Here is a 25901-nt window from a genome sequence, read left to right as displayed (position 1 = left end):
CGGGGAGACCCGGCATCCTCTTTCCTATCGAAGAGATCGCGATCGCGGTGCGTCCAGTTCGGCGCCACCGGCGCGACAGGAAACGGGAGACAACGTGTCTGTCAAGATCGGAATCAACGGCTTCGGCCGTATCGGACGAAACTTCCTCCGCGCTGCCCTCGAGCAGGGCGCGGACCTCGACATCGTGGCGGTGAACGACCTCACCGACAACAAGACCCTCGCTCACCTCCTCAAGTACGACTCCGTCGGCGGACGCCTCGACGCGGAGGTCTCGTACGACGCGGACTCCATCACGGTCAACGGCAAGGCCATCAAGGTCTTCGAGGAGCGCGACCCCGCGAACCTTCCCTGGGGTGAGCTCGGCGTGGACGTCGTCATCGAGTCCACGGGCCGCTTCACCAAGGCTGTCGACGCGCGCAAGCACATCGACGGCGGGGCGAAGAAGGTCATCATCTCCGCGCCCGGCACCGACGTCGACGGCACGTTCGTCATGGGCGTCAACGACGCCTCGTACGACTCCGAGACGATGCACATCATCTCCAACGCGTCGTGCACCACGAACTGCCTCGCGCCGCTGGCCCAGGTCTTCAACGACAACTTCGGCATCGAGCGCGGCTTCATGATGACGGCGCACGCGTACACCGCCGACCAGAACCTGCAGGACGGTCCGCACAGCGACCTGCACCGCGCCCGCGCCGCCGCGATCAACATCGTGCCGGCCTCCACCGGTGCCGCCAAGGCGATCGGCCTCGTGCTGCCCGAGCTCAACGGCAAGCTCTCCGGCTCCTCGTACCGCGTCCCGGTGCCCACCGGCTCCATCGTCGACCTCACGATCATCACCCCGACCGAGGGCCTGACCGTCGAGCAGATCAACGAGGCGTACAAGAAGGCCGCCGCCGAGGGTCCCCTCGTCGGCTACCTCAAGTACAACGAGGACCCGATCGTCTCCAGCGACATCCAGCTCGACCCGCACTCGTCGGTGTTCGACGCCGGTCAGACCAACGTCTCGGGCAACCTCGTCAAGGTGTCGTCCTGGTACGACAACGAGTGGGGCTACTCGAACCGTCTCGTCGACCTCACCGAGCTCGTCGCCAGCAAGCTCTGAGGCACCCCATGGCTCTGCGCACCCTCGATTCGCTGGGTTCGCTGGCCGGTAAGCGCGTCATCGTCCGTGCTGACTTCAACGTCCCTCTGAAAGAGGGCGTCATCACGGACGATGGCCGTATCCGGGCGGCTCTTCCCACTCTCAATCACCTCATCAACCAGGGCGCGCGCGTCATCGCGTGCTCGCACCTGGGCCGTCCCGACGGCGCCCCCGACGCGAAGTACAGCCTCGCGCCGGTCGCCCAGCGGCTGTCGGAGCTGCTCGGCACGCCGGTCGCGTTCGCGCGCGACACCGTCGGCGACTCCGCGCGCGACGCCGTCGCCGCTCTCGAAGACGGGGACGTCGCCGTCATCGAGAACCTCCGGTTCAACCCGGGGGAGACGGCGAAGGATGTCGGGGAGCGCCGCGCGTTCGCCGAGCAGCTCGCCGCCCTCGGCGACGCCCTCGTCTCCGACGGCTTCGGCGTCGTGCACCGCAAGCAGGCCTCGGTCTACGAGCTGGCCGAGCTGCTGCCGTCCGCGGCGGGCTTCCTCATCGAGAAGGAGGTCGACGTCCTCGACCGCCTGACCGAGAACCCGGAGCGCCCGTACGCCGTCGTCCTCGGCGGCTCGAAGGTCAGCGACAAGCTGGGCGTTATCGAGCACCTGCTGCCGCGCGCCGACAAGATCCTCGTCGGTGGCGGGATGATGTTCACGTTCCTCGCCGCGCAGGGCCACAAGGTGGGCAAGAGCCTGCTCGAGGCCGACCAGATCGACACCGTCAAGGGCTACATCAGTGCGGCGGCCGAGAAGGGCGTCGAGCTGATCCTTCCGGTCGACGCCGTCATGGCGTCGGGCTTCGCGGCCGACGCCGACCACGTCGTCGCGGCGGCTGACGCGCTGGAGGACACGCCCTTCGGCGCCGACGGGATGGGCCTGGACATCGGCCCGGAGACGGCGAAGATCTTCGCCGATGCGATCCGCGGGTCGAAGACGGTCTTCTGGAACGGTCCCATGGGCGTGTTCGAGATGCCGGCGTTCGCCGCCGGCACCAAGGCCATCGCGCAGGCGCTCACCGAGGTCGACGGCCTGTCGGTCGTCGGCGGCGGCGACTCCGCCGCGGCGGTGCGTCAGCTCGGCTTCGAGGACGACCGGTTCGGTCACATCTCGACCGGCGGCGGCGCGAGCCTGGAGTTCCTGGAGGGCAAGAAGCTCCCCGGACTGGAGATCCTGGGATGGGAGGCCTGATGGCGCGCACACCGCTCATCGCCGGCAACTGGAAGATGAACCTCGACCACCTGCAGGCGGTCGCGTTCGTGCAGAAGCTGCACTGGACGCTGAAGGATGCCGGTCACGAAGACGGCTCGGTCGAGGTGGCGGTCTTCCCGCCGTACACCGGCCTGCGCACCGTGCAGACGCTGCTCGACGCCGACAAGATCCCGTTCGCGCTGGGCGCGCAGGACCTCTCGATGCACGATGCGGGTGCCTACACCGGGGAGATCTCCGGCGCGTTCCTCAGCAAGCTGGCCTGCCGCTACGTGATCATCGGCCACTCCGAGCGCCGTCAGTACCACCACGAGACCGACGAGATCGTCGCCGCCAAGGTGCAGGCCGCACTGAGGCACGGGCTCGTCCCCGTCATCTGCGTCGGCGAGACGCTGGAGCAGCGTGAGGAGTCGGGCCCCACCGCGGTGTCGGTTGCGCAGCTGCAGGTGGCGCTTGAGGGCGTGCCGGCCGACGCCGACATCGTCGTGGCCTACGAGCCCGTCTGGGCGATCGGCACCGGTCAGGTGGCCTCGCCCGAGCAGGCGCAGGAGGTCTGTGCCGCCGTGCGCCAGGTCGTCGCCGACAAGCTCGGTGCGGATGCGGCGGCGCGCACGCGCATCCTGTACGGCGGGTCCGTGAAGTCGGGCAACATCGCGAGCTTCATGCGCGAGCCCGACGTCGACGGCGCGCTGGTGGGGGGAGCGAGCCTCGTCGCCGACGAGTTCGCCGCGATCATCCGCTACCAGAAGCACGTCGGCGTCTGACGCCGTCGGTCGGGGGCGCCTCATCCGTCGAGGTGCCCCCGACCGGTATACTCGACCTTTGTGCGCCCTGACGCGGCGCCGCGAAAGGCTTCATCGACTGTGGACATCCTCGAGTTCGTGCTGCAGGTGCTGCTGGGCATCACCAGCCTCCTGCTGACCCTCCTGATCCTGCTGCACAAGGGACGCGGTGGCGGTCTCTCAGACATGTTCGGCGGCGGCATGAGCTCCGCGCTGGGGTCGTCGGGTCTGGCCGAGCGCAACCTCAACCGTTTCACGGTCGTCCTCGCTCTCATCTGGTTCGTCGCGATCGTCGCGCTGGGCCTCATCACCAAGTTCCAGGGGATCTGATGGCCACCGGAGGAAACGCAATCCGCGGCACCCGTGTCGGTGCCGGACCCATGGGCGAGCAGGACCACGGGCACCACGCCGACCGCATCGCGGTGTCGTACTGGGACGCCCTCGGCAACGAGACCGTCCGCTACTTTGCGGCGGGCATCGCCGAGGAGGAGATCCCCGAGGTCATCGACTCGCCGCACTCCGGCCTTCCCGCCGGGCGCGACAAGGAGAACCCGCCGGCGCTCGCCAAGACCGAGCCGTACAAGACGCACCTGGCCTACGTGAAGGAGCGTCGCACCGAGGAAGAGGCCGACGCCCTCCTCGAGGACGCGTTGCAGCAGCTGCGCGACCGTCGCGGCCAGAGCTGATCACGCGCTCCTCGGCGCAGCGGCGGCTTCGACTCGAGGGGTTTCGGCTCAAAAGTCCTGGTCGATGAGCTCGGGCGGGACACCCACGGCCGCGGCCTCGTCGACGAAGAAGAGCGTGCGCTTGCGTCCCTTCGCGCCCGCGGCGGGCACCGTCTCGTAGCTCGCCCCCGCGAGGGCGAGCCCCAGCGCCGCCGCCTTGTCACTGCCCGAGACGACGAGCCACACGCAGCGCGCCGAGTTGATGACCGGCCGGGTCAGGGTGATCCGCTCGGCCGGGGGCTTGGGCGCTTCGCGCACCGCCACGACGCTGCGGTCGGTCACCTGGATCGCCGAGCGGTCGGGGAACAGCGACGAGATGTGCCCGTCGGATCCGACGCCGAGGAAGCAGACGTAGAAATCCGGCCAGGGCCGATCGTCCTCGCCGAAGCGAGCGAGCTCGGCGGCGTAGGCGGCGGCCGCGGCATCCTGATCCGTCGCCTCATCGGCACCGGCGATGGCGTGCACGTTCCGCGCGGGCACATCGATCCGATCGATCAGCGCGGCGCGCGCCGCCTGCTCGTGCCGCCCCGCGTCGGCGCGCGGCGCGAACACCTCATCGCCCCACCAGAAATGGACGAGCGACCAGTCGATGTCATGACCGGACGCATGATCGCCCGCGGCGCGCAGCACGGCGGTGCCGATGGCGCCACCCGCGAGCGCGAGGTGGGAGGTCTTGCCCGCCGCGGACCGCTTGGCCAGTCGCGAGAGCAGGCGGGAGGCCACCGCATCCGCCAGAGTCGGCGCATCGGGACTGATCACGACCCGCTTCGCCGTCCACAATTGCGCCATCGGAACTCCTAGGATTCGGCGGTGGCCGGGGGCCCGATGAGCCCCCATCCCTCCGTGATCACTCGACCATACAGGAGGTCGGGATCGAGTCGGCGCAGCTCTTCGGCGAGGCACTCCCGGAGCGTCCGTCGCGGCAGCACGATGTCGTGCGAGGGCTGACCGGGCTGGGTCAGCGTCGCGTCGATGTCGTTGCTGCGCTCCAGCACGATGTCGCCGCTCGCGCGCGTCAGTCGCACCTTCTGGATGCCGTGCTCCCACTCCTCGGGCGGCGAGTAGCGCCACGCCACGGGCACGTCGAGCTTCAGGCGCAGCCATGCCGCGAGCAGGCCCGTCGAGGGCGAGCTGCCGGCGCCGACGACCTCGACGGCCGTCACCGGCTCGTACGGGGGCTGGTCCAGCACCGCCGCCAGCTGTTCGCGCCAGTGGGTGAGCCGGGTCCATGCGAGGTCGGTGTCGCCGGGGGCGTACGAGGCGCCCAGCTGCGAGAGCCGGTCGCTCGTGTAGGGCTTGGTCGACGCGTCGGTGATGCGACGCTGTGCCATGCGGCCGATGTCGGATGCCGCCGGCACCGCCGGCGGGAAGTCCGGCCACCACGCCACCACTGGGGCGTCGGGGAGGAGCAGCCCCGTGACGAGACCCTCCTGGTTGCTGGCCGCTTCGCCGTAGGCGCGCAGCACGACGACCTCGCTCGCGCCGGCGTCGCCGCCCACGCGAATCTGCGCGTCGAGCTTCGGCTCGCCCGTGGGATCGGCGATCAGCACGATGACGCGCATCGGGTGCTCGCGGGAGGCGTCGTTGGCGGCCTCGATGGCTTCTTCCTGCAGGCCCTGGGCCGTCACGATGACGAGCGTCAGCACGCGGCCGAGAGCGACGGCGCCGCCCTCTTCACGCACACTGACGAGCGAGCGGGCGATTTTCGACACCGTGGTGTCGGGCAGGTCGACGATCACGGGCGCCTCCAGACGCGGCCGTCACGGGCCAAGAGCTCATCGGCGGACGGGGGACCCCACGATCCGGGGGAGTACTGCTCGAGCGGGCCGCCCTGGGCTGCCCAGAACTCCTCGACCGGATCGAGGATCTTCCACGACAGCTCCACCTCCTCATGGCGGGGGAACAGCGGCGGGTCGCCGAGCAGGACGTCGAGGATGAGGCGCTCGTACGCCTCCGGGCTCGACTCGGTGAAGGCGTGGCCGTAGCCGAAGTCCATCGTCACGTCGCGCACTTCGTTCGCCGCGCCCGGCACCTTCGAGCCGAAGCGGATCGTCACGCCCTCGTCGGGCTGCACGCGGATGACGAGCGCGTTCTGGCCGAGCTCGAGCGTCTGGTTGCGCTGGAACAGGTGCTGCGGCGCTCGCTTGAAGACGACGGCGATCTCGGTGACGCGGCGACCGAGGCGCTTGCCGGTGCGCAGGTAGAACGGCACGCCCGCCCAGCGGCGCGTGGCGATCTCGAGCTTGACCGCGGCATACGTCTCGGTCGTGGACTGCGGGTTCATGCCGTCCTCCTCGAGGAAGGCGGTGACCTTCTCGCCGCCCTGCCAGCCGCCGCCGTACTGCCCGCGGGCGGTGGCGGTCGACAGGTCCTCCGGCAGCCGGACGGCGGCCAGCACCTTCTCCTTCTCGGCGCGCAGGTCCTTCGCGTCCATGGAGATCGGCTCCTCCATGGCGGTCAGCGCCAGAAGCTGCAGGAGGTGGTTCTGGATGACGTCGCGTGCCGCGCCGATGCCGTCGTAGTAGCCCGCGCGGCCGCCGACGCCGATGTCCTCGGCCATCGTGATCTGCACGTGGTCGACGTAGTTGGCGTTCCAGATCGGCTCGTACAGCTCGTTGGCGAAGCGCAGCGCGAGGATGTTCTGCACCGTCTCCTTGCCGAGGTAGTGGTCGATGCGGAAGATCGAGTCGGCCGGGAAGGCGACCTCGAGCGCGGCGTTCAGCTCACGCGCCGTCTGCAGATCGCTGCCGAACGGCTTCTCGATGACGACGCGACGCCACGCGTCGGGGTTGTTGGACCGGTCGTCGACAAGTCCGGAGTCCTTCAGCTGCTTCGCGACGATGGGGAAGTCGCGCGGCGGGATCGAGAGGTAGAACGCGTGGTTGCCCATGGTGCCGCGTTCGACGTCGAGCTTCTCGACCGTCTCGCGCAGCCGGCGGAACGCGTCGTCGTCGCCGAACTCGCCGGAGACGAAGCGGATGCCCTGCAGCAGCTGCTTCCACGTCTCCTCACGGAACGGCGTGCGCGCGTGCTGGCGGACGGCGTCGTGGACGACGTTCGCGAAGTCCTGGTCCTCCCAGTCGCGGCGCGCGAAGCCGACCAGCGCGAACCCGGGTGGCAGCAGACCCCGGTTCGCGAGGTCATACACGGCGGGCATGAGCTTCTTGCGGGACAGGTCGCCCGTCACGCCGAAGATCACGAGCGCGCTGGGACCGGCGATGCGGTTCAGGCGCCGATCCTCGGGATCGCGCAGCGGATTGTGGCCGCGCGAGATTTCGGCAGTCATCGAGGGGAGCTCCTAGCGGGGTGCGACTACTGCGCTGCTTCGAACAGCGACAGCACGTCGGCCTGCGGGTCGGTCAGGGTCAGGGTGATGACGGGGCGGCCGTGCGCGACGAGGACGTCGGCGTCGCCGGCGGCCTGAGCGGCGATCAGCTGTCCGAAGGTGAAGGGCCTGCCGGGGATCTCGAGATCGATCTCGCCCGAGCCCAGGATCTGGACGAACACGCCGGTCGCCGGTCCGCCCTTGTGGTACTGGCCGGTGGAGTGCAGGAACCGGGGACCCCAGCCGAAGGTGGTGGGGCGGCCGGTGTCGGCGGCGATCAGTTCGCGGATGCCGGCCAGCTGCGGCACGGCGGTGCGATCGAGGTAGGCCTGCACCGCGACGTAGCCGCCGTCGCCCAGGCGCTGCCACAGCGCCTCGAGCACGCCGGCGAGGGTGCCGGAGGCGGCGAGGGCGGGGTCGGAGACGCGCACCTCGACGCCGTCGGCGGCGAACGCCGCCGGCCGCGCCGGCGGGCGGGCGTCGAGGAGCCCGCGCGCGGCCTCCTTCGCCGACTCGACGTCGGGCTGGTCGAACGGGTTGATCCCCAGCATCCGTCCCGCGATCGCCGTCGCGTACTCCCACACGACGAACTGCGCGCCGAGCGAGCCGCTGATCAGCACCTCACCCGGATACTGCTCGAGGATCCGGAAGTGCACCGCGTCGTCGACGAGACGGACGATCTGCACGTCGTGCGGCGTCTGCTCGACCTCGGGGGAGACCGGCAGCAGCACGACGGGCAGGATGCCGGTGCCGTTCTTGCCGGTCGACTCGGCCACGAGCTGCTCGATCCAGTCGGGCAGGCCCACGATGTGGGTGCCGTCGCTGACGAGGCCGAGCTTGTCGCGGCGTGCGCCGTTCGCTGCCGTGCCGGCGATCGCGGCGGCGAGCACCAGCGCGGGGTTGCGGGGGTCGTCGATGGCGACCTCGAGCAGTGTCGCCTCCGCTTCGTCGAGCAGTTCGTCGATGTCGACGCCGGCCAGTCCCGACGGAACGAGGCCGAACGCCGTCAGGGCGGAGTACCGCCCGCCGACGTTCGGATCCGCCGTGAAGACGCGGTAGCCCGCGGCACGCGCGGACTCCTCGAGCGGCGAGCCGGGGTCGGTGACCACGACGATGCGCTCGGCGGGGTCGATGCCGAGGTCGCTCCACGCCGCCTCGAACGCGCGACGCGCCGAGTCGGTTTCGACGGTCGAGCCGGACTTGGAGGCCACCACGAGCACCGTCTGGGCGAGCCCGCCCGATTCGGCGTCACCGTCGATGGCGGCCAGCACCTGGCCGGGGTCGGTCGAATCGAGGATGACCAGCGGGACTCCGGCGGTCTGCGCGATGACCTCGGGTGCGAGCGACGACCCGCCCATCCCGGCGAGCACGACGCGGGTGAGACCCCGGGCGAGCAGGTCCTCACGCAGCGCCAGGATCTCGGGCACGAGGGGGCGCGACACCGTGACGGCGTCCACCCAGCCCAGACGCCGCGCCGCTTCTGCGGCGGCGTCGGGGCCCCACAGGTCCGCGTCGCCGGCGGTGATGCCGCTGGCGATCAGGCTGTCGACGAGGCCGGGCAGCTCCCGCTCGACGACATCCCGCACGTGACCCGAGACGTGGATCTCGAAACTCACCGGTCGTTCTCCGCGGCGGCGTCCAGCGCGGTGGCGACAGTCTGCTGCAGCTCGTGCCACGAGGCGATGAACTTGTCCACGCCCTCGTCCTCGAGTAGCTGCGTCACGTCCTCGAGGTCGACACCGGCCGCGGCGAGGTCGTCGAAGACCTGGTGCGACGCGGCATACGTGCCGGTCACGGTGTCGCCGGCGATGACGCCGTGGTCGAACGTGGCCTGGAGCGTCTTCTCGGGCATCGTGTTCACGGTGCCGGGCGCGACGAGCTCGGTGACATAGAGCGTGTCGGGGAGGGCCGGGTCCTTGACGCCCGTGGACGCCCAGAGCGGACGCTGCAGGTTCGCGCCTGCCGATACGAGGTCCTGCGCGCGCTTGTCGGCGAAGCGCTGCTCGAACAGCTCGTAGGCGAGACGCGCGTTGGCGATGCCGGCGAGGCCCTTCAGCGCGAGGGCGTCGTCGGTGCCGATGGCGGCGAGACGCTTGTCGACCTCCGTGTCCACGCGGGAGACGAAGAACGACGCGACCGAGTGGATCGTCGACAGCTCGACGTCGGCCGAGCGGGCCTGCTCGAGCCCGGCCAGGTAGGCGTCGATGACGGCGGCGTAGCGCTCGAGCGAGAAGATGAGCGTCACGTTGACCGAGATGCCCGCCGCGATCACCTCGGTGATGGCGGGAAGGCCGGCCTTCGTGGCGGGGATCTTGATGAGGACGTTCGGGCGGTCGACGGCGGCGTGCAGCTTCTTGGCCTCCGCGACGGTCGCGGCGGTGTCGTGGGCGAGGTCGGGGGAGACCTCGATCGACACGCGGCCGTCGATGCCGTCGGTCGCGTCGTAGATCGGCCGGAAGATGTCGCACGCGTCGCGCACGTCGGTGGTGGTCAGCGCGAAGATCGCGTCATCGGCCGTGGCGCCGGCGCTCGCCTGCGCCGCGATGGCCTCTTCATAGCCGACGCCTGCCGAGATGGCGCCCTGGAAGATCGTCGGGTTGGTGGTGACGCCGACGACGTTGCGGGTCTCGATGAGCTCCTGCAGGTTGCCGGTGGTGATGCGCTGACGCGACAGGTCGTCCAGCCAGATGCTGACGCCGGCGTCGGCGAGGTCCTGCGTGGGGGTGCTCATGCGTTCTCCTTGACAGTTGCGCGAGCCGCTTCCACGACCGCGTCGGCGGTGACGCCGAACTTCTCGAACAGGGTCTTGTAGTCGGCGGACGCACCGAAGTGGTCGATGCCGACGGAGCGGCCGCGGTCGCCGACGACGGTCTTCCACAGCGGGGTGGAGCCGGCCTCGACCGAGACGCGGGCGGTGACGGATGCCGGGAGCACGCTCTCGCGGTACGCAGCATCCTGCTCCGCGAACCACTCCAGCGACGGCGCCGACACGACGCGGGCCTTGATGCCCTCGGCGGCGAGGGTCGCGCGCGCCTGGACGGCGAGCTGCACCTCGGAGCCAGTGGCGATGAGGATGACGTCGGGCTGGCCGCCGTCGGCGTCGATGAGCACGTATGCGCCCTTCGCGACGCCCTCCGTCGTGGCGAAGCCGTCCTCGCCGCGGGGGAAGACGGGGATGTTCTGACGGGTGAGCGCGATCCCGACCGGGCCGCCCGTGGTGCGGCGGACGATCTCCAGCCACGCCGCGGACGTCTCGTTCGCGTCCGCGGGGCGGACGACGGTGAAGTTCGGGATGAGGCGCAGCGTGGACAGCTGCTCGATGGGCTGGTGGGTGGGGCCGTCCTCGCCGAGCGCGACGGAGTCGTGCGTCCACACGAACACCGACGGGATGTCCATGAGCGCCGCCAGGCGCACCGCGGGCCGCATGTAGTCGCTGAAGATCAGGAACGTGCCGCCGAACGGGCGGGTCGGACCGTGCAGCTTGATGCCGTTGACGATCGCGCCCATGGCGTGCTCGCGGATGCCGAAGTGCAGCACCCGGCCGTACGGGTCGCCCGACCACTCGCGGGTCGACCACTTCGCGGGGATGAAGCTCTTGGCATCCTTGATCGTCGTGAGGTTCGACTCGGCGAGGTCCGCCGACCCGCCCCACAGCTCCGGGAGCTGCGCGGCGAGGGCGTTGATGACCTGACCCGATGCGGCGCGGGTGGACACGTCCTTGCCGGCCTCGAACGTCGGTGCGGACAGGTCCGCGGGCAGCGCGCCCGCCTCGAGGCGGTCCAGCAGCGCCTTGCGCTCCGGGTTCGCCGCAGCCCACGCATCGAAGTCCGCCTGCCACGCGGCGCGCGCCTCGGCGGCACGCTCGGCGAGCTTGCGGGTGTGTGCGATGACGTCGTCGGCAACGACGAACGACTGCTCCGGGTCGAACCCGAGCACCTTCTTCGTCGCGGCGAGCTCGTCGGCGCCGAGTGCGGAGCCGTGGATCTTGCCGGTGTTCTGCTTGCCGGGCGAGGGCCACCCGATGATGGTCTTGAGGATGATCAGCGACGGCTTGTCGGTCACGCCCTGCGCAGCCTGGATCGCCGCGTACAGCTCGGCGACGTCCTCGACATACTCGCCGGTCCGCTTCCAGTCCACTGTCTGCACGTGCCAGCCGTACGCGTCGTAACGCTGGGCGACATCCTCCGTGAACGCGACGTTGGTGTCGTCCTCGATGGAGATCTGGTTGGAGTCGTAGATCGCGATCAGGTTGCCGAGCTCCTGGTGACCCGCCAGGCTCGACGCCTCACTGGTCACACCCTCCTGCAGGTCGCCGTCACTGGCGATCACGTACACGAAGTGGTCGAACGGGCTCTCACCCGCCGGCGCCTCCGGGTCGAACAGACCGCGCTCGTAGCGCGCCGCGTACGCGAACCCGACCGCGGAGGACAGTCCCTGCCCCAGCGGGCCGGTCGTGATCTCCACGCCCTTCGTGTGCCCGTACTCCGGGTGACCCGGAGTGAGCGAACCCCACGTGCGCAGCGCCTTGAGGTCCTTCAGCTCCAGACCGAACCCGCCCAGGTACAGCTGCACGTACTGCGTCAGCGACGAGTGACCCGCCGAGAGGATGAACCGGTCGCGACCGATCCAGTGCGTGTCGGCCGGGTCGTGGCGCAGCACCCGCTGATACAGCAGGTAGGCCGCCGGGGCCAGGCTCATCGCAGTGCCGGGGTGGCCGTTGCCGACCTTCTCCACGGCATCCGCCGCCAGCACCCGCGCGGTGTCCACCGCGCGCCGATCGATCTCTTCCCACAGCAGATCTGACACGCTTCGCCTTTCGTCGGGGCACGTGCGCGGCCGCAGGATCTTTTCCGGGGGGGGAGGAGTCGGCGTCGCGCGCGCAGGTGCCTTCAGCATATCGAAGCGGCATACCCCGGTGGCCATGCGCACCGCTTCATGACGCCGTCTGACGAGGGCGGATGACCTAGACTTGGGGCGACGATCGGACGGCAGGGGCGATGGACATCACGACGACACGGGCGAGCGAGGTCACCGCGACCCGGCAGAGCATCGGCCGCACCGTCCGGGCCTACATCACCCTCACCAAGCCCCGCGTCCTCGAACTCCTGCTGGTGACGACCGTCCCGGTGATGATCCTCGCGCAGAACGGCATGCCGAACCTGTGGCTGGTGCTGGCGACGGTGATCGGCGGCGCGATGAGCGCCGGGTCGGCGGCGACGTTCAACATGTACATCGACCGTGACATCGACGCGCACATGCACCGCACCGAGAACCGGCCGCTCGTGACCGGCGAGGTCTCGCCCCGCGGCGCGCTGATCTTCGCATGGACGCTCGCGGCGGCATCCACCGTCTGGCTGCTGCTGACGACGAACTGGCTGGCGGCCACCCTCAGCGTCGTCGCGATCTTCTTCTACGTCGTCATCTACACGATCGTCCTCAAGCGCCGCACCGAGCAGAACATCGTCTGGGGCGGCATCGCCGGGTGTTTCCCGGTGCTGATCGGCTGGTCCGCGGTCACCGGGTCGCTGGACTGGCCGCCGGTCATCCTGTTCCTGCTGGTGTTCCTGTGGACCCCGCCGCACTACTGGCCGCTGTCGATGAAGTACAAGGGCGACTACCAGGAGGCCGACGTCCCGATGCTCGGCGCGACGCGGGACGGCCTGCAGGTCGGTCTGCAGGTCATCCTGTACGCGTGGGCAACGGTCGCATCGTCGCTGCTGCTCGTTCCGGTCGCCGGCATGGGTCTCGTCTACACCGTCTCGGCCGTCGTGTTCGGCGGCTGGTTCATCTTCGAGTCGCACGTGCTGTACGCCCGCGCCGTACGCGGTGAGCAGATCAAGCCGATGCGTGTCTTCCACGCCTCGATCACGTACTTGACGCTCCTGTTCCTCGCGATCGCGATCGACCCGCTGCTGCCCTTCTGAGTCCGGCCGCGTCGCGCGTGTCCGGTCGCTCCTGAGCGCGGGCCACTCCCGCTACACGGTGGAGCGCGCCGTCGACGACGGCGCGCCTCGGACAACAGCCACGACGCCGCTCTGCTCGCGCGTGGCTACCACGTGCTGCACTTCACCTACGCTCAGGTCGTCGATCAGTGGCCGTCGGTTCAGGATGCCGTCATGCGCGCGATCGCCGCGGGACTCCACCTGGCCCACTGAGCAGGTCTTACGACCGGGCTGAAAACAACGGAGATCTGCAGTTCTTCGGACCGCATCGAATGCGATCGTCCGAAGAACTGCAGATCTCCGTCGTACTGCGGGCGGGTCAGCGCGCGGGCGTCTCCGGGGTGGTGGCGGATGCCGGGGCCTCGGCGTCCCTCGCGGCGGCATCAGCGGCGGCGGTGTCCGTCATGACGGGCGTGGGCGCCTCGGGCTCGGCGACAGCGCTCTCGACCGTGGTCGCTTCGGCCACGACGACCTCGTCCTCCCACGCCGGCGGCTCGACGACCTCGACGGGCGCGGTGGGGACCAGCGTCCGCACGGCGCCGACGGTCAGGGCGAGCGCGAGGCCGATGAGGCCCGCGCCGATGAGGATCGCGCCGAGCACGGCCCAGATCTGACCGGCGTACACCTCGACACCGGTCGCGGTGCCGTCGGTGAGGGTGGCGGCCATGGTGCTGAGCTTGTCGACGAGCAGGTACGTGCCGGCGCCGATCGCGACGACGGATCCGCCCACGAGCACCCAGAACGGGATGCTGCGACTCAGACGGGGGGCGGTGTTGGGCATGGAAGGGCTCCTTCTGTCACGTCACCGCGCACACGGCGACTCATCGACTATCTGCGAACCACCAGGGTACGGCTGATGCGCCCGCTATGAGCCTGCTGTGGAACCGTCGGCGACCGGAAGCACCGCGAGCGGCGCTTTCAGGTTCATCACGACGGCGGTCATCGCCGCGACCAGGCACACCGCGAGCACCATGTGGATGTTCACGAGCACGATCGGAAGGCCGGTGCGGGCCTGCCACAGCCCGACCGCGATCTGCACGATCTCGATCCCGAGCAGCAGTCCCGTCCACAGCGGCAGGCGCAGGACCTGCGGCATCCGGAACGAGGCGGCGAACAGCACCAGCGTGAGGGCGAACAGCACGTACGAGGGCCAGCTGTGCACGTGCTGCCAGAAGATCGGGTCCAGGCCGTTGCGCGCCGCGGCGTCGTCGCCGGCGTGGGGGCCGGAGCCGGTGAGGAGGATGCCGATGACCACCGTCACGAGCACGGCGGCGCTCGTGACGTGCGTGAGGATCGCGTACCGGCGGGGGACGGCGCGGCGCCGTGGGCCGGGTTGCGCGTAGACGCGCGCGACGTAGACGGCCGAGAGCGCCACGAGCGCCGCCGACACCAGGTAGTGCAGCCCCACGATGCTCGGGTGCAGGTGCAGCCACACCGTCACGCCGCCGATGACGGCCTGCAGGATGATGCCGATACCGACGGCGAGGGTGAGACGGGGGAGCTCCGGGCGGGTGTGCCACATCCGCACGACGGAGAGGAAGGCGAGCAGCGCGACGACGACGAGCACGCCGGTGAGGGTGCGGTTGCCGAACTCGATGAGGCCGTGGATGCCGAGTTCGCGCGTCGGGACGAGGGATTCCGCCGTGCAGTACGGCCAGGTCTCGCAGCCCATGCCGGAGCCGGTGAGGCGGACGAGGCCGCCTGTGCCGACGATCACGATGTTGCTGATCAGCACGAGCCAGGCCAGCACGCGCGTCGCGCGTGTGATGCGGTCGGGCAGTCGGGACCGCAGGCGCGAGACGAGCCCGGCGCCGGCGTCGGTCGACGCCGGCTCGGCGGGAGCGGAAGTCTGCTGCGCGGACATGTGGGGTCGCCTCCCGGGTGGGCGCCCGAAGGGCGCGGGACACGCCCCCGGAGGGGGTGCCTACTGTAGACTGACGGGGTGGGAACGGCGGCGCGCGAGACGCGTCGCGCCCACTGACAGTCTAGGCGCGCGACCCGCGGGCCCCGGACGAACCCCGTGTCAGCGAAAGACACTCAAGCGGCCCTGAAAGCGGCATCCGCCCCTCGCCCACGACTCGCGTGGTGCGGTGAGGACGACGGAATGCCGGAGCGGATGACACCGTTGGGCCCGAAGGAGGCAAAGCCATGTCGGATGTGCTCATCGACCGACCGGAGCTCGAAGGACTCGGCGTGTACGAGTTCGGGTGGCACGACCCGGATGCCGCCGGAGCCAGCGCGAAGCGCGGGCTCACGGAGGCCGTCGTCCGCGACATCTCGGGCCTCAAGAACGAGCCCGAGTGGATGCTGAAGACGCGGCTGAAGGGCCTGCAGCTGTTCCAGCGCAAGCCCATGCCCACCTGGGGCGCGGACCTGTCGGACATCGACTTCGACAACATCAAATACTTCGTGCGCTCCACCGAGAAGCAGGCGCAGTCGTGGGAGGACCTCCCGGAGGACATCCGCAACACGTACGAGAAGCTGGGCATCCCCGAGGCGGAGCGTCAGCGCCTCGTCGCGGGGGTCGCCGCGCAGTACGAGTCCGAGGTCGTCTACCACCAGATCCGCGAGGACCTCGAGGCGCAGGGCGTCATCTTCATGGACACCGACACGGCGCTGCGCGAGCACCCGGAGTTCTTCGAGGAGTACTTCGGCACCGTGATTCCGGCCGGCGACAACAAGTTCGCCGCGCTGAACACCGCCGTGTGGTCGGGCGGCTCGTTCGTGTACGTCCCCAAGGGCGTGCACGTCGAGATCCCGCTGCAGGCCTACTTCCGGATCAACACCGAGAACATGGGCCAGTTCGAGCGGACGCTCATCATCGCCGATGAGGACAGCTACGTCCACTACATCGAGGGCTGCACGGCGCCGATCTACAAGTCCGACTCGCTGCACTCGGCCGTCGTCGAGATCATCGTGAAGAAGAACGCGCGCGTGCGGTACACGACGATCCAGAACTGGTCGAACAACGTCTACAACCTCGTCACCAAGCGCGCCGTGGCCCACGAGGGCGCGACGATGGAGTGGATCGACGGCAACATCGGCTCCAAGGTCACGATGAAGTACCCGTCGATCTACCTGATGGGCGAGCACGCGAAGGGCGAGACCCTGTCGGTCGCCTTCGCCGGCCCCGGTCAGCACCAGGACGCCGGCGCGAAGATGATCCACATGGCGCCGTACACGCAGTCCTCGATCGTCTCGAAGTCGATCGCCCGCGGCGGCGGTCGCGCCGGCTACCGCGGTGAGGTGCGGGTGGACGCGAACGCGCACCACTCCGCGAACACCGTGCGCTGCGACGCGCTGCTGGTCGACACGAAGTCTCGGTCCGACACGTATCCCGCGATCGACATCCGCGTCGACGACGTGCAGCTCGGCCACGAGGCGACCGTCTCGAAGGTGAGCGAGGAGCAGCTGTTCTACCTCATGAGCCGCGGGATGCCGGAGGACGAGGCCATGGCGATGATCGTCCGCGGCTTCATCGAGCCCATCGCCCGTGAGCTGCCCATGGAATACGCCCTCGAGCTGAACAAGCTCATCGAGATGGGCATGGAAGGATCCGTCGGCTGATGACGACAGCGACCCAGACCCCCGCCGGAACGGTCGCGGAGGGTCACATCGACCCTGCCGCCCGGCTGACCGCCGCCGCGGCCGACGTGCCGGTGCAGACGCGCTCCGAGCGCCCCACCTCGTTCGACCCGGCCGACTTCGGCGCGCCCACCGGCCGCGAGGTCAATTGGAAGCACACGCCGCTCGACCGCATCGCGGCGCTGCTGCGCGACGAGCCCGCCGATGACGAGGCGATCACGGTGACCGTGACGGCCGCCGGTGCCGAGCTCGGCGCGCCGCTGCGCGAGGGACAGGCGCCGCGCGGCACCGTCCTCGTCCCCGAAGACCTGCCGAGCGCGATCGCGTCTCGCCGCGCCGACGGCGCCCTGCACGTGCGCATTCCCGCCGAGGCCGAGCTCGAGGCGCCGGTCGTCGTCGAGGTGGCGGGCGCCGACGCGGCGCGCCGCGGCATCCTGCACCTCGTGATCGAGGCTCAGACGCACGCCCGGGCGACGGTGCTGCTGCGCCACACCGGCGCCGCCGCGCTGGCCGAGAACGTCGAGATCGTCGTCGCCGACGGCGCCCAGCTCGAGGTCGTGACCGTGCAGCAGTGGGATGACGCCGCCGTGCATGCCGCGTCCCACCAGGCGCGCGTCGGTCGTGACGGCCTGCTGCGTCACGTCGTCGTCAGCTTCGGCGGCGGCGTCGTGCGCGTGAACCCCTCCGTGGAGCTCGCCGGGACCGGATCCCAAGGGCAGCTGTACGGCCTGTCGTTCGCCGACGCCGGCCAGCACCTGGAGAGCCAGGTGTATCTGCACCACAAGGGCGAGAACACCGTCGGCGACGTGCTGTACAAGGGAGCGCTGCAGGGCGCCTCGGCGCGGAGCGTGTGGATCGGCGACGTGCTGATCGGGCCGGATGCCACGGGCACCGACTCCTACGAGGCCAACCGCAACCTGGTGCTCACCGACGGCGCGCGCGCCGACTCGATCCCGAACCTCGAGATCGAGACCGGCGACATCCGGGGGGCCGGCCACGCCAGCGCCACCGGCCGGTTCGACGACGAGCAGCTGTTCTACCTGCAGGCCCGCGGCATCGCCGAGGACGACGCCCGGCGCCTCGTGGTCCTCGGCTTCCTCACCGAGATCGTGCAGAAGATCGACATCCCCGCGCTGCAGGACGAACTCATCGCCGCGATCGAGGCGGAGCTCGCCCTCACCCAAAGCGCCGTCGAGGCATCCGCATGAGCGCGCAGAAGGTGCTGAAACTCAGCGATCTCAAGCAGGATGCCGCGGTGCGCGTCGTCATCGACGACATCCCCATCGCGGTCGTGCTCGACTCCAACGGCGAGGTGCACGCGATCGGCGACACCTGCACGCACGGCGACATCTCGCTGTCCGACGGGTTCGTCGAGGGCGAGACGCTGGAGTGCTGGGCCCACGGGTCCGCGTTCTCGCTGCGCACCGGCCGCCCCCTGAACCTGCCGGCCTACGAGCCGGTGCCCGTCTATGAGGTCACGATCGACGGGGACGACATCCTCATCGACCCGCACGTGACCAAAGAAGTCAACTGAAGAAGGTAGAAGACATGGCTGTTCTCGAGATCCGCGACCTGCACGTGACGGTCGAGACGGATGCCGGTACCACCCCCATCCTCAACGGTGTGACGCTCACGGTGCGCACCGGCCAGACCCACGCGATCATGGGCCCCAACGGCTCGGGCAAGTCGACGCTCGCGTACACGATCGCCGGGCATCCGAAGTACACCGTCACCGGCGGGTCGATCACGCTCGACGGTGAGGATGTCCTCGCGATGTCCGTCGACGAGCGGGCGCGGGCGGGGCTCTTCCTCGCGATGCAGTACCCGGTGGAGATCCCCGGCGTCACGGTGACGAACTTCCTCCGCACCGCGAAGACGGCGATCGACGGCGAGGCGCCGGCGATCCGCGCCTGGACCAAGGACGTCAAGGAGGCCATGAAGGCGCTCCGCATGGACCCGAAGTTCGCGGCGCGCAACGTCAACGAGGGCTTCTCCGGCGGTGAGAAGAAGCGTCACGAGATCCTGCAGCTCGAGCTGCTCAAGCCCGCCATCGCCGTGCTCGACGAGACCGACTCCGGCCTCGACGTCGACGCGCTGAAGATCGTCTCCGAGGGCGTCAACCGCGCCAAGGAGGCCACCGACCTGGGTGTGCTGCTCATCACGCACTACACGCGCATCCTCCGCTACATCAAGCCCGACTTCGTGCACGTCATGGTCAAGGGCCGCATCGTGGAGGAGGGCGGACCAGAGCTCGCGGAGCGTCTCGAGAACGAGGGCTATGACCGCTATCTCGAGCCCTCCGATGTCATCGAGGCCTAGGATCGAAGCATGACCGCGACCCTCAGCCCCGAGAAGTACGACGAGGTCACCGAGGCGCTCAAGGACGTCATGGACCCCGAGCTCGGGATCAACGTCGTCGATCTCGGCCTCATCTACGACCTCGGCTGGGACGACGAGAACGACGCGCTCGTCATCCACATGACGCTGACGTCGGCCGGCTGCCCGCTGACCGACGTGCTCGAAGAGCAGACGGCGCAGGCCCTCGACGAGGTCGTGGAGCGATTCCGCATCAACTGGGTGTGGATGCCGCCGTGGGGCCCGGAGCGCATCACCGACGACGGCCGCGACATGATGCGGGCGCTGGGGTTCGCGATCTGACGCCTGGACCCTTCGGTAGGCTCGTCCGGTGAGCACCATCCCCCTCGACGCCCTTCCGATGGAGACGCTGCGGCGACGCTCGAGCAGCAAATGGCGGACGTACCCCGCCGACGTGCTGCCGCTGTTCGTCGCGGAGACCGACTTCCCCCTCGCCCCGGCGATCACCGCGGCGCTGTCCGACGCCGTCGCGATCGGCGACACTGGCTACACGCCGCGTGAGAACGGACTGGCCGACGCGTTCGCAGGCTTCGCGCAGCGCCTGTTCGGCTGGAGCGTCGACCCCGCCCGCGTTCGCCCGACCGGCGACGTGATGATGGGCGTCGTCGAACTGCTGCGCGCGACGACGCGCCCCGGCGACGCCGTCGTGACGACCCCGCCGGTGTACCCGCCGTTCGCGATGTGCATCGAAGAGGCGGGATGCCGGGTCGAGACCGTGCCCCTCGTCGACACCGGTGCCGGGTGGCAGCTGGATCTCGACGGGATCGACGCGGCGCTGGCCGCCGGCGCCCGCGCCGTCCTCTTGTGCAACCCGCACAACCCGACCGGGACGGCGCACCGGCCCGAGGCGCTGTCCGCCCTTGCCGAGATCGCCGCACGCCACGGTGCCGTCGTCATCAGCGACGAGATCCACGCGCCGCTCGCATACGACGACACCCCCTACACGCCGTTCCTCGCGGCATCTCCCACCGCGGCATCCGTCGGCTACGCCGTCACCAGCGCCTCGAAGGCGTTCAACCTGGCGGGGCTGAAGTGCGCCGTCATGATCACGGCAGCCGAGGAGACCGCGGCGGTGGTGCGCGCCCTGCCGCCGGAGGTGGAATGGCGCACCGGCCTGTTCGGCGCGATCTCCGGCGTCGCCGCCTTCGGCGGCGCGTCGGACGACTGGCTCGATGCGCTGCGGGCGCGCCTCGACGGCAACCGCCGACTGCTCGGCGATCTGCTCCGCGCGCAGCTGCCGCAGGCCGTGTACCGGATGCCGGAGGCCGGCTACCTGGCGTGGATCGACCTGTCGGCGTACGGCTGGGGTGACGACCCGGCCGTCCGCATCCAGCGGGACGCCAAGGTCGCGCTGCACCACGGTCCGCAGTTCGGGGCGGAGGGGGTCGGGTTCGTCCGCCTCAACTTCGGCTGCGCCCCCGATGTGCTCACCGACGCCGTCACGCGCATCGGCGCCCTCGCGCCGGCGTGAACGCGCCCGAACCGGCGTGTGCGGCGGGGATCTGGGCGCCCGAACACGTCTGGGTGACCCTTGGCGCCGTCGCGATGGTGTTCCTCGCGGCGACGCAGTCGCTGGCGGTCACGACCGTCATGCCCCCTCGTCAGCGCGCCCTCATCGCCGGCGCGCTGTTCGGCGCCGAGATCGACGTGCCCTACCTCCTCATCGACCACTACGGTTTCGACGCGACCGGCGCCGGCCTCGGGCTCACGTCCGCCGCACTGCTATGGGCGGCCGGCGCGGAGGTGCAGGGCCGCATCGGCGACCGGCTCGGTAACGCCCGGATCACCCTGATCGGAACGACGCTGCTCGCCGCCGCCGCGCTCGTCGCCGCCGCGACGGCCGCGACAGCGCTCCCGCGGCGGCGCCGCCCCGCTACACCTCGGCGCGGCCGAGCCGCCAGTAGCCCATGAAAGCGATGGCGCGGCGGTCGATCCCGTGGTCGGTGACGAGGTGGCGGCGCAGGGTCTTGATCGCACCGGCCTCCCCGGCGAGCCAGGCGTACAGCGGCGCGCTCTTCAGGGCGGCACCGCCCTTCGCGGTGCGCGGTACCTCCCAGAGGATGTCCTGGTCGATGTCGATCTCCTCGACCTCCGCGCCGCGCCCGGCGGGGACGAGCCGTGTGGCGGTCTCCTCCACCGCCGCGACGAGGTGGGTGTGGCGATCGCCGTGGTCGCGCGCTGCCACGCGGTACTCGAAGCCGGGGTGGACAGGCAGGTAGGCGGCGTCGCCGGGATGCGGGACCTCGAGCACCACGACGCCGCGCGCCTGCGGCGGCAGCTGCTCGAGGATGGCGGCGATCGCCGGCGCGGCGGTCTCGTCGCCCGCGAGGAGGATGTCGTCGGTCTCCGCGGGCGGGACGAAGTCGATGCCGTAGCTGATGCCGGTGTGCGCCGTGGTCGGAGCGAAGATCAGGACCTCGTCGCCGAGCTGGGCGTCGGCGATCCAGGCCGACGCCGGTCCCAGCACGTCGTGGGAGACCATGTCGACGTCCACCTCGTGCGCCGCGGCGCGCACCGCGCGGGTCGTGTAGGTGCGAAACGGCGGCCGGGCGTCTTCGTCCATCTCCCGCCACTGCGTCCACCAGTCCTCGCCGGTCGGCATCGCGTCGATGGGGGTGCGGGGGGTCGGGAAGACGATCTTGATGCGCTGGTCGAACCCCGGGTCGCCGTAGTCGGCGAGGTCGGGACCCCCGAACGTGAAACGGCGGAAGCTCGGCGTGAGGTCGGTGATCGCGGTGACCTCCGCGCGGAAGAACCGGCTGGTGGGACGGGTGCGGGTCATCGGGTGCCCCCTGTGGCGTGAGGGGTGGCGTGGTCTGCGGCTCGCACGTGGTGCCGGCCGCGGGGGAGCACCATCGGCGCCCCCGAGACGGGGTCGGTGATGACGAGCGCATCGAGGTCGAAGACCTCGCGCACGAGATCGCTCGTGACGATGTCGGCCGGTGTGCCGTCGGCGACGAGTCGGCCCCGCTTGAGGGCGAAGAGGTGGTCGGCGTACCGGGCGGCGAGGTTGATGTCGTGGAGCACCATGACGATCGTCGTGCCGCGCGTGCGGTTGAGGTCGGTGAGGAGGTCGAGCACGTCGATCTGGTGCGAGACGTCGAGGAACGTCGTCGGCTCGTCCAGCAGCAGCAGGTCCGTCTCCTGCGCGAGCGCCATCGCGATCCACACGCGCTGGCGCTGCCCGCCGGAGAGCTCATCGACGGCGCGGTCGGCGAGGTCGAGCACGCCCGTCGCGGCAAGCGCTTCGGTGACGGCGCGATCGTCGTCGGCGGTCCACGACCGGAAGAGCTTCTGGTGGGGGTGGCGGCCCCGACCGACGAGATCGGCCACGACGATGCCCTCGGGGGCGATCGGCTGCTGCGGGAGGAGGCCGAGGGTGCGGGCGAGCTCCTTCGTCGGGATGCCGTCGATGCGCTTGCCGTCGAGGAGCACCGCACCGGACTGCGTCGGGATGAGCCGCGCGATGGTCTTCAGGAGCGTCGACTTGCCGCAGGCGTTGGCCCCGACGATGACGCTGATGCCGCCGGAGGGGAACTGCAGGTCGATCCCGTCGACGATGCGGGTGGCGCCGTACCCCGAGACGAGCGCCTCGGTGGTCAGCACGTGCTGTGCGGTCATGACGATCCTCCGCGGCGGCTCGTTCGGATGAGCAGGTAGATGAGGTAGGGGGCACCGAGGATGCCGGTGATGACGCCCACGGGGAACTTGGTATCGAACGCGAACTGCCCGAGCAGGTCGGCCGCGAGGACGAGGACGGCGCCGGTGAGCGCCGCCGGCAGGATGACGGGCGCGCCGGGGCCGACGATCCGCGCCGCGATGGGACCGGCGAGGAACGCGACGAACGCGATGGGGCCGGTCGTCGCCGTCGCGAAGCACGCGAGCGCGACGGCCGCGAGGACGAGGAGGATGCGGGTGCGGTCCACGCGCACACCGAGTGCCGTCGCCGACGCGTCGCCGAGTTCGAGGGTGCCGAGGTCGCGGCCGAGGAGGACGACGATCGGCACGAGCACGACGACGGCGATCGCGAGGGGCGGCACGTCCTCCATGCGCGAGCCGTTGAGGCTGCCGGTCATCCACCGGATGGCGGCGGGGAGGTCCCAGACAGCGGCGCGCAGGAGGAGATAGGAGACGACGGCATCCATCATCGCGCCCACGCCGATGCCGATGAGGATGAGCCGGCCGCCGGTCGACTCCCCGCCCCGGGCGGCGAGGTAGATGATCGCGGCGGTGACGATGCCGGCGACGAGAGCGAGGCCCATCGTGGCGGCCCCGCTCCAGTGCAGCACGACGAGGGACAGGACCGCCGCGGCGCTCGCGCCCGAGGTGATGCCGATGACATCGGGGCTGGCGAGAGGATTGCGCAGCATCGTCTGGAAGGTGGAGCCGGCGACGCCGAAGGCGATGCCGGCGAGCACGGCGGTGAGCGCCCGCGGCAGGCGCAGCGTCCCGACGGCGAACGATGCGCCGGGGACCTTCTGTCCGGTGAGGACCGCGAGGACATCCGAGAGCGGGTAGATCGTGTTGCCGAGCACGAGCATCGCGCCGAAGAGCACGATCGCGAGGACGCCGAGAGCCGACATCGTGAGGATGCGGCGGCGCGACCGGCTGCGGCGACCCGCGCGGAGGCGGGTGACCGCGGCGTCCGTCGGCGGGGCGAGGAGCGCGGTCATCAGAGGGCCTTCATCCGGGTGCGACGCGCGATGGCGATGAGGACGGGCGCGCCGAGGAACGCCGTGATGATGCCGGCCTCGACTTCGCCCGGCGAGCCGATGACGCGACCGATCGTGTCGGCGAGGGTGAGCAGGATAGCGCCGCCGAGGGCCGACAGGGGGAGCAGCCAGCGCTGGTCGGCGCCGGAGAGGAGGCGCACGGCGTGCGGCACCATGAGGCCGACGAAGCCGATCGGACCCGCCACGGCGGTGACGGCGGCGCAGAGGGCGACGCCGGCGATCGCGGCGACGATCCGGATACGGCCGACCGGAACGCCGAGGCCGGTCGCCACGTCGTCACCGAGGGCGAGGGCGTTCAGCGACGACGCGCACAGCAGCGCGACGAGGGTGCCGACCGCGAGCACGGGGACGATGATGCCCATGGTCTCCCAGTCGGCACGGCCGACGTTGCCGATCTGCCAGTAGCGGAACTCGTCCATGACGTTCTGGCGGGGCAGAAGCACAGCGGACACGAGCGAGGACAGCGCCGCCGTCGTGGCGGCGCCCGCGAGCGCGAGCTTGATCGGGGTCGTGCCGCCGGGGCCGACGGACCCGACGAAGTACACGAAGAACGCGGTGAGGAAGGAGCCGACGAGGGCGAGGCCGAGGTAGCCGAGGGCGCTCGAGACGCCGAAGAAGGCGATGCCGATGACGACGGCGAGGGCGGCGCCAGTGTTGACACCGAGGATGCCGGGGTCGGCGAGAGGATTGCGGGTGATGGCCTGCATGAGCGCGCCGGAGAGGGCCAGCGCGGCGCCGGCGAGGAGGGCGAGCACCGTGCGGGGGACGCGGCTCTGCACCGCGAGCGCGCCGATGTCGGCGGGTGTCTCGCCGCGCACCCACGCCGCGATGCCCGCCATGATCTGGTCGAGACTGACCGGCCGCGAGCCGAAGGACAGGGACAGGACGACCGACACGACGACGGCGACCAGCGCGACCGCGAGCACGACGACGCGGCGCCGCGCGTCCCCCCTCGGGGCGGACGCGCGGCGCACTGGCGCGACGGAAACGGTCACTGAACCTTCGCTGCCGCGTCCTTGAGGTCACCCACGTACTGGTCGAGCACCCACGGGATCGACAGCGCCGTGGGGCTGACGGCGGCGCTGTACGCGTCGCCCTCGCCGACCGCGACGACCGCGCCGTTCTTGACGGCGGGCAGTGTGCTCCACAGCGGGTCTGCCTGCAGGGCGGGCAGCAGGGTCTCGTCGCCGTACGTGACGATGACGTCGACGTCAGCGAGCCGGTCGGCGTTCTCGGCGCTGAAGTCGAGGTAGAACGAGCCGGCGTCGGCCGCGTCGACGGCGACCTGCGGCAGGTCGAACCCGAGGTCGTGCAGGAAGGCCGTGCGCGAGTCGCCGCCGGTGTACAGCGACACCTTCGACAGGTCGGCGGGGCTCATGTAGAAGAACGCGGCGCTCTTGCCCGCGAAGCCGGCATCCGCCGTCGCATCCGCGATCTGCTTCTCGAGGTCGTCCACGAGCGCCTCGCCCTCGGCCTTCAGGCCCAGGCCCTCGGCGTTGAGCGTGATCTGGTCGCGCCACGGCGTGAACCAGGGAATGCCGGGGTAGGCGACGACGGGGGCGATGCCGGAGAGCGTCTCGTAGTCCTCCTCGGAGAGGCCGGACTGGGCGGCGAGGATGACGTCGGGCGTCGTGTCGGAGATCGCCTCGAAGTCGACGCCGTCGGTCGCGTCGAAGAGCGGCGGCAGGTCGGCGCCGAGCTCATCGAGCTTGTCGCTCGTCCACTCGTAGACGCCGGGCTTCGCGGTGCCGGACCACGCCCAGACCTGCGTGTCCATGCCGACGGGCACGACGCCGAGGGCGAGGGCGACGTCCTGGTTTCCCCAGGAGATCGTGGCGACCCGCTCCGGCTTCGTCTCGATCGTGGTCTCGCCCAGGGCGTGCGTGATGAACCAAGAACTTTTCGATCTGATGCAACAGCCCGTGGTTCCGCGCGATTCCGAGCCTTTGGGTCGCCAAGATCGCGTCTGCTTGCCAGCGTAGCCGTGCAGTGGAGCGCGCTGACGTCCCCGGATGGCGCTCAGCCGCACGATTCCGGGCGATTTCCCGACGGTGCGATCCACGTTTCGAGCCATGTCATCCATC

General features: G+C 70.3%; 26 protein-coding genes. 13 read left to right on the top strand and 13 right to left on the bottom strand.

Features of this window, described 5'->3' with window-relative positions; genetic code table 11:
* The first annotated feature begins 94 nt into the window (after nt 1-94).
* The 5 genes from gap (at nt 95) to JOD60_RS12885 (ending at nt 3817) form a co-directional block, all read left to right on the top strand.
* Nucleotides 95-1105 carry a type I glyceraldehyde-3-phosphate dehydrogenase gene (gap, locus tag JOD60_RS12905; protein WP_076690989.1) on the top strand — a complete coding sequence of 337 codons (1011 nt, stop codon included), beginning with the start codon at nt 95-97 and terminating at the stop codon, nt 1103-1105.
* Between the two features lie 8 nt (nt 1106-1113).
* Complete coding sequence (locus JOD60_RS12900) at nt 1114-2331, top strand: phosphoglycerate kinase (RefSeq protein WP_076690988.1); 1218 nt, start codon at nt 1114-1116, stop codon at nt 2329-2331.
* The gene (gene tpiA, locus JOD60_RS12895) at nt 2331-3113 is read left to right on the top strand and encodes a triose-phosphate isomerase (protein WP_084202172.1); all 783 of its coding nucleotides are present in this window, start codon (nt 2331-2333) and stop codon (nt 3111-3113) included. The genes JOD60_RS12900 and tpiA overlap by 1 nt, the downstream gene beginning before the upstream one ends.
* 99 nt (nt 3114-3212) lie before the next feature.
* Complete coding sequence (gene secG / locus JOD60_RS12890; protein ID WP_076690986.1) at nt 3213-3461, top strand: preprotein translocase subunit SecG; 249 nt, start codon at nt 3213-3215, stop codon at nt 3459-3461.
* On the top strand, nt 3461-3817 hold the full coding sequence (locus JOD60_RS12885; protein ID WP_076690985.1) for an RNA polymerase-binding protein RbpA: 357 nt from the start codon (nt 3461-3463) through the stop codon (nt 3815-3817). Before secG ends, JOD60_RS12885 begins: the two co-directional genes overlap by 1 nt.
* A gap of 48 nt (nt 3818-3865) precedes the next feature.
* Here JOD60_RS12885 and pgl read toward each other — a convergent pair whose 3' ends face one another.
* Genes pgl through tkt form a run of 6 tightly spaced genes read right to left on the bottom strand, consistent with a single transcriptional unit; the run spans nt 3866 to nt 11987 of the window.
* Complete coding sequence (gene pgl / locus JOD60_RS12880; protein WP_076690984.1) at nt 3866-4645, bottom strand: 6-phosphogluconolactonase; 780 nt, start codon at nt 4643-4645, stop codon at nt 3866-3868.
* Between the two features lie 8 nt (nt 4646-4653).
* On the bottom strand, nt 4654-5595 hold the full coding sequence (locus tag JOD60_RS12875; RefSeq protein ID WP_076690983.1) for a glucose-6-phosphate dehydrogenase assembly protein OpcA: 942 nt from the start codon (nt 5593-5595) through the stop codon (nt 4654-4656).
* A complete protein-coding gene (gene zwf, locus JOD60_RS12870; RefSeq protein ID WP_076690982.1) occupies nt 5592-7142 on the bottom strand; it encodes a glucose-6-phosphate dehydrogenase in 1551 nt (516 codons plus the stop codon). The genes JOD60_RS12875 and zwf overlap by 4 nt, the downstream gene beginning before the upstream one ends.
* A gap of 26 nt (nt 7143-7168) precedes the next feature.
* Nucleotides 7169-8797 (bottom strand): phosphoglucose isomerase-related protein, encoded by a 1629-nt coding sequence (locus tag JOD60_RS12865; RefSeq protein WP_076690981.1) that lies wholly within the window; start codon nt 8795-8797, stop codon nt 7169-7171.
* A complete protein-coding gene (gene tal / locus JOD60_RS12860) occupies nt 8794-9912 on the bottom strand; it encodes a transaldolase (protein ID WP_076690980.1) in 1119 nt (372 codons plus the stop codon). The genes JOD60_RS12865 and tal overlap by 4 nt, the downstream gene beginning before the upstream one ends.
* Nucleotides 9909-11987, bottom strand: a complete 2079-nt coding sequence (gene tkt, locus JOD60_RS12855) for a transketolase (protein ID WP_076690979.1) — start codon at nt 11985-11987, stop codon at nt 9909-9911. The genes tal and tkt overlap by 4 nt, the downstream gene beginning before the upstream one ends.
* A gap of 191 nt (nt 11988-12178) precedes the next feature.
* Between tkt and JOD60_RS12850 the strand changes: the two genes are divergently transcribed.
* Nucleotides 12179-13105: a heme o synthase gene (locus tag JOD60_RS12850; RefSeq protein ID WP_076690978.1), complete on the top strand. Its 927-nt coding sequence runs from the start codon at nt 12179-12181 to the stop codon at nt 13103-13105.
* 337 nt (nt 13106-13442) lie between these two features.
* Here the strand turns inward: JOD60_RS12850 and JOD60_RS12845 are convergent, their stop codons facing one another.
* Nucleotides 13443-13904 carry a hypothetical protein gene (locus JOD60_RS12845; protein ID WP_076690977.1) on the bottom strand — a complete coding sequence of 154 codons (462 nt, stop codon included), beginning with the start codon at nt 13902-13904 and terminating at the stop codon, nt 13443-13445.
* A gap of 84 nt (nt 13905-13988) precedes the next feature.
* On the bottom strand, nt 13989-14987 hold the full coding sequence (locus tag JOD60_RS12840; protein ID WP_076690976.1) for a COX15/CtaA family protein: 999 nt from the start codon (nt 14985-14987) through the stop codon (nt 13989-13991).
* Between the two features lie 284 nt (nt 14988-15271).
* On the opposite strand from JOD60_RS12840, the gene sufB reads away from it, so the two are divergent.
* From sufB to JOD60_RS16805, 7 genes are read left to right on the top strand one after another with little or no spacing between them, the layout of a single operon-like run.
* Nucleotides 15272-16690, top strand: coding sequence for a Fe-S cluster assembly protein SufB (sufB, locus tag JOD60_RS12835; protein ID WP_076690975.1), 1419 nt, complete (start codon nt 15272-15274; stop codon nt 16688-16690).
* Entirely contained in the window at nt 16690-17916 is a 1227-nt protein-coding gene (gene sufD, locus JOD60_RS12830) for a Fe-S cluster assembly protein SufD (RefSeq protein ID WP_076690974.1), read from the top strand. Before sufB ends, sufD begins: the two co-directional genes overlap by 1 nt.
* A complete protein-coding gene (locus JOD60_RS12825) occupies nt 17913-18242 on the top strand; it encodes a non-heme iron oxygenase ferredoxin subunit (protein WP_076690973.1) in 330 nt (109 codons plus the stop codon). Before sufD ends, JOD60_RS12825 begins: the two co-directional genes overlap by 4 nt.
* A 14-nt stretch (nt 18243-18256) precedes the next feature.
* Complete coding sequence (sufC, locus tag JOD60_RS12820) at nt 18257-19027, top strand: Fe-S cluster assembly ATPase SufC (protein WP_076690972.1); 771 nt, start codon at nt 18257-18259, stop codon at nt 19025-19027.
* Between the two features lie 9 nt (nt 19028-19036).
* Complete coding sequence (locus JOD60_RS12815; RefSeq protein WP_076690971.1) at nt 19037-19366, top strand: metal-sulfur cluster assembly factor; 330 nt, start codon at nt 19037-19039, stop codon at nt 19364-19366.
* A gap of 28 nt (nt 19367-19394) precedes the next feature.
* Nucleotides 19395-20555, top strand: coding sequence for a MalY/PatB family protein (locus JOD60_RS12810; protein WP_076690970.1), 1161 nt, complete (start codon nt 19395-19397; stop codon nt 20553-20555).
* 53 nt (nt 20556-20608) lie between these two features.
* Nucleotides 20609-20995 (top strand): hypothetical protein, encoded by a 387-nt coding sequence (locus tag JOD60_RS16805; protein ID WP_232321610.1) that lies wholly within the window; start codon nt 20609-20611, stop codon nt 20993-20995.
* On the opposite strand, the gene JOD60_RS12800 is transcribed toward JOD60_RS16805, so the two are convergent.
* From JOD60_RS12800 to JOD60_RS12780, 5 genes are read right to left on the bottom strand one after another with little or no spacing between them, the layout of a single operon-like run.
* A complete protein-coding gene (locus JOD60_RS12800; RefSeq protein WP_076690968.1) occupies nt 20958-21866 on the bottom strand; it encodes a siderophore-interacting protein in 909 nt (302 codons plus the stop codon). The genes JOD60_RS16805 and JOD60_RS12800 overlap by 38 nt on opposite strands.
* Nucleotides 21863-22705, bottom strand: coding sequence for an ABC transporter ATP-binding protein (locus JOD60_RS12795; RefSeq protein ID WP_076690967.1), 843 nt, complete (start codon nt 22703-22705; stop codon nt 21863-21865). The genes JOD60_RS12800 and JOD60_RS12795 overlap by 4 nt, the downstream gene beginning before the upstream one ends.
* Nucleotides 22702-23757, bottom strand: a complete 1056-nt coding sequence (locus JOD60_RS12790) for a FecCD family ABC transporter permease (protein WP_076690966.1) — start codon at nt 23755-23757, stop codon at nt 22702-22704. Before JOD60_RS12790 ends, JOD60_RS12795 begins: the two co-directional genes overlap by 4 nt.
* Complete coding sequence (locus JOD60_RS12785; RefSeq protein ID WP_084202013.1) at nt 23757-24812, bottom strand: FecCD family ABC transporter permease; 1056 nt, start codon at nt 24810-24812, stop codon at nt 23757-23759. The genes JOD60_RS12790 and JOD60_RS12785 overlap by 1 nt, the downstream gene beginning before the upstream one ends.
* Nucleotides 24809-25891 (bottom strand): iron-siderophore ABC transporter substrate-binding protein, encoded by a 1083-nt coding sequence (locus JOD60_RS12780; protein WP_198159051.1) that lies wholly within the window; start codon nt 25889-25891, stop codon nt 24809-24811. Before JOD60_RS12780 ends, JOD60_RS12785 begins: the two co-directional genes overlap by 4 nt.
* Nucleotides 25892-25901 lie beyond the last annotated feature (10 nt).

Source organism: Microbacterium aurum, assembly GCF_016907815.1.
Lineage (GTDB): Bacteria > Actinomycetota > Actinomycetes > Actinomycetales > Microbacteriaceae > Microbacterium > Microbacterium aurum.
Note: the sequence above shows the minus strand (reverse complement) of the source record. Positions and strands in the feature narration are given on the sequence as shown.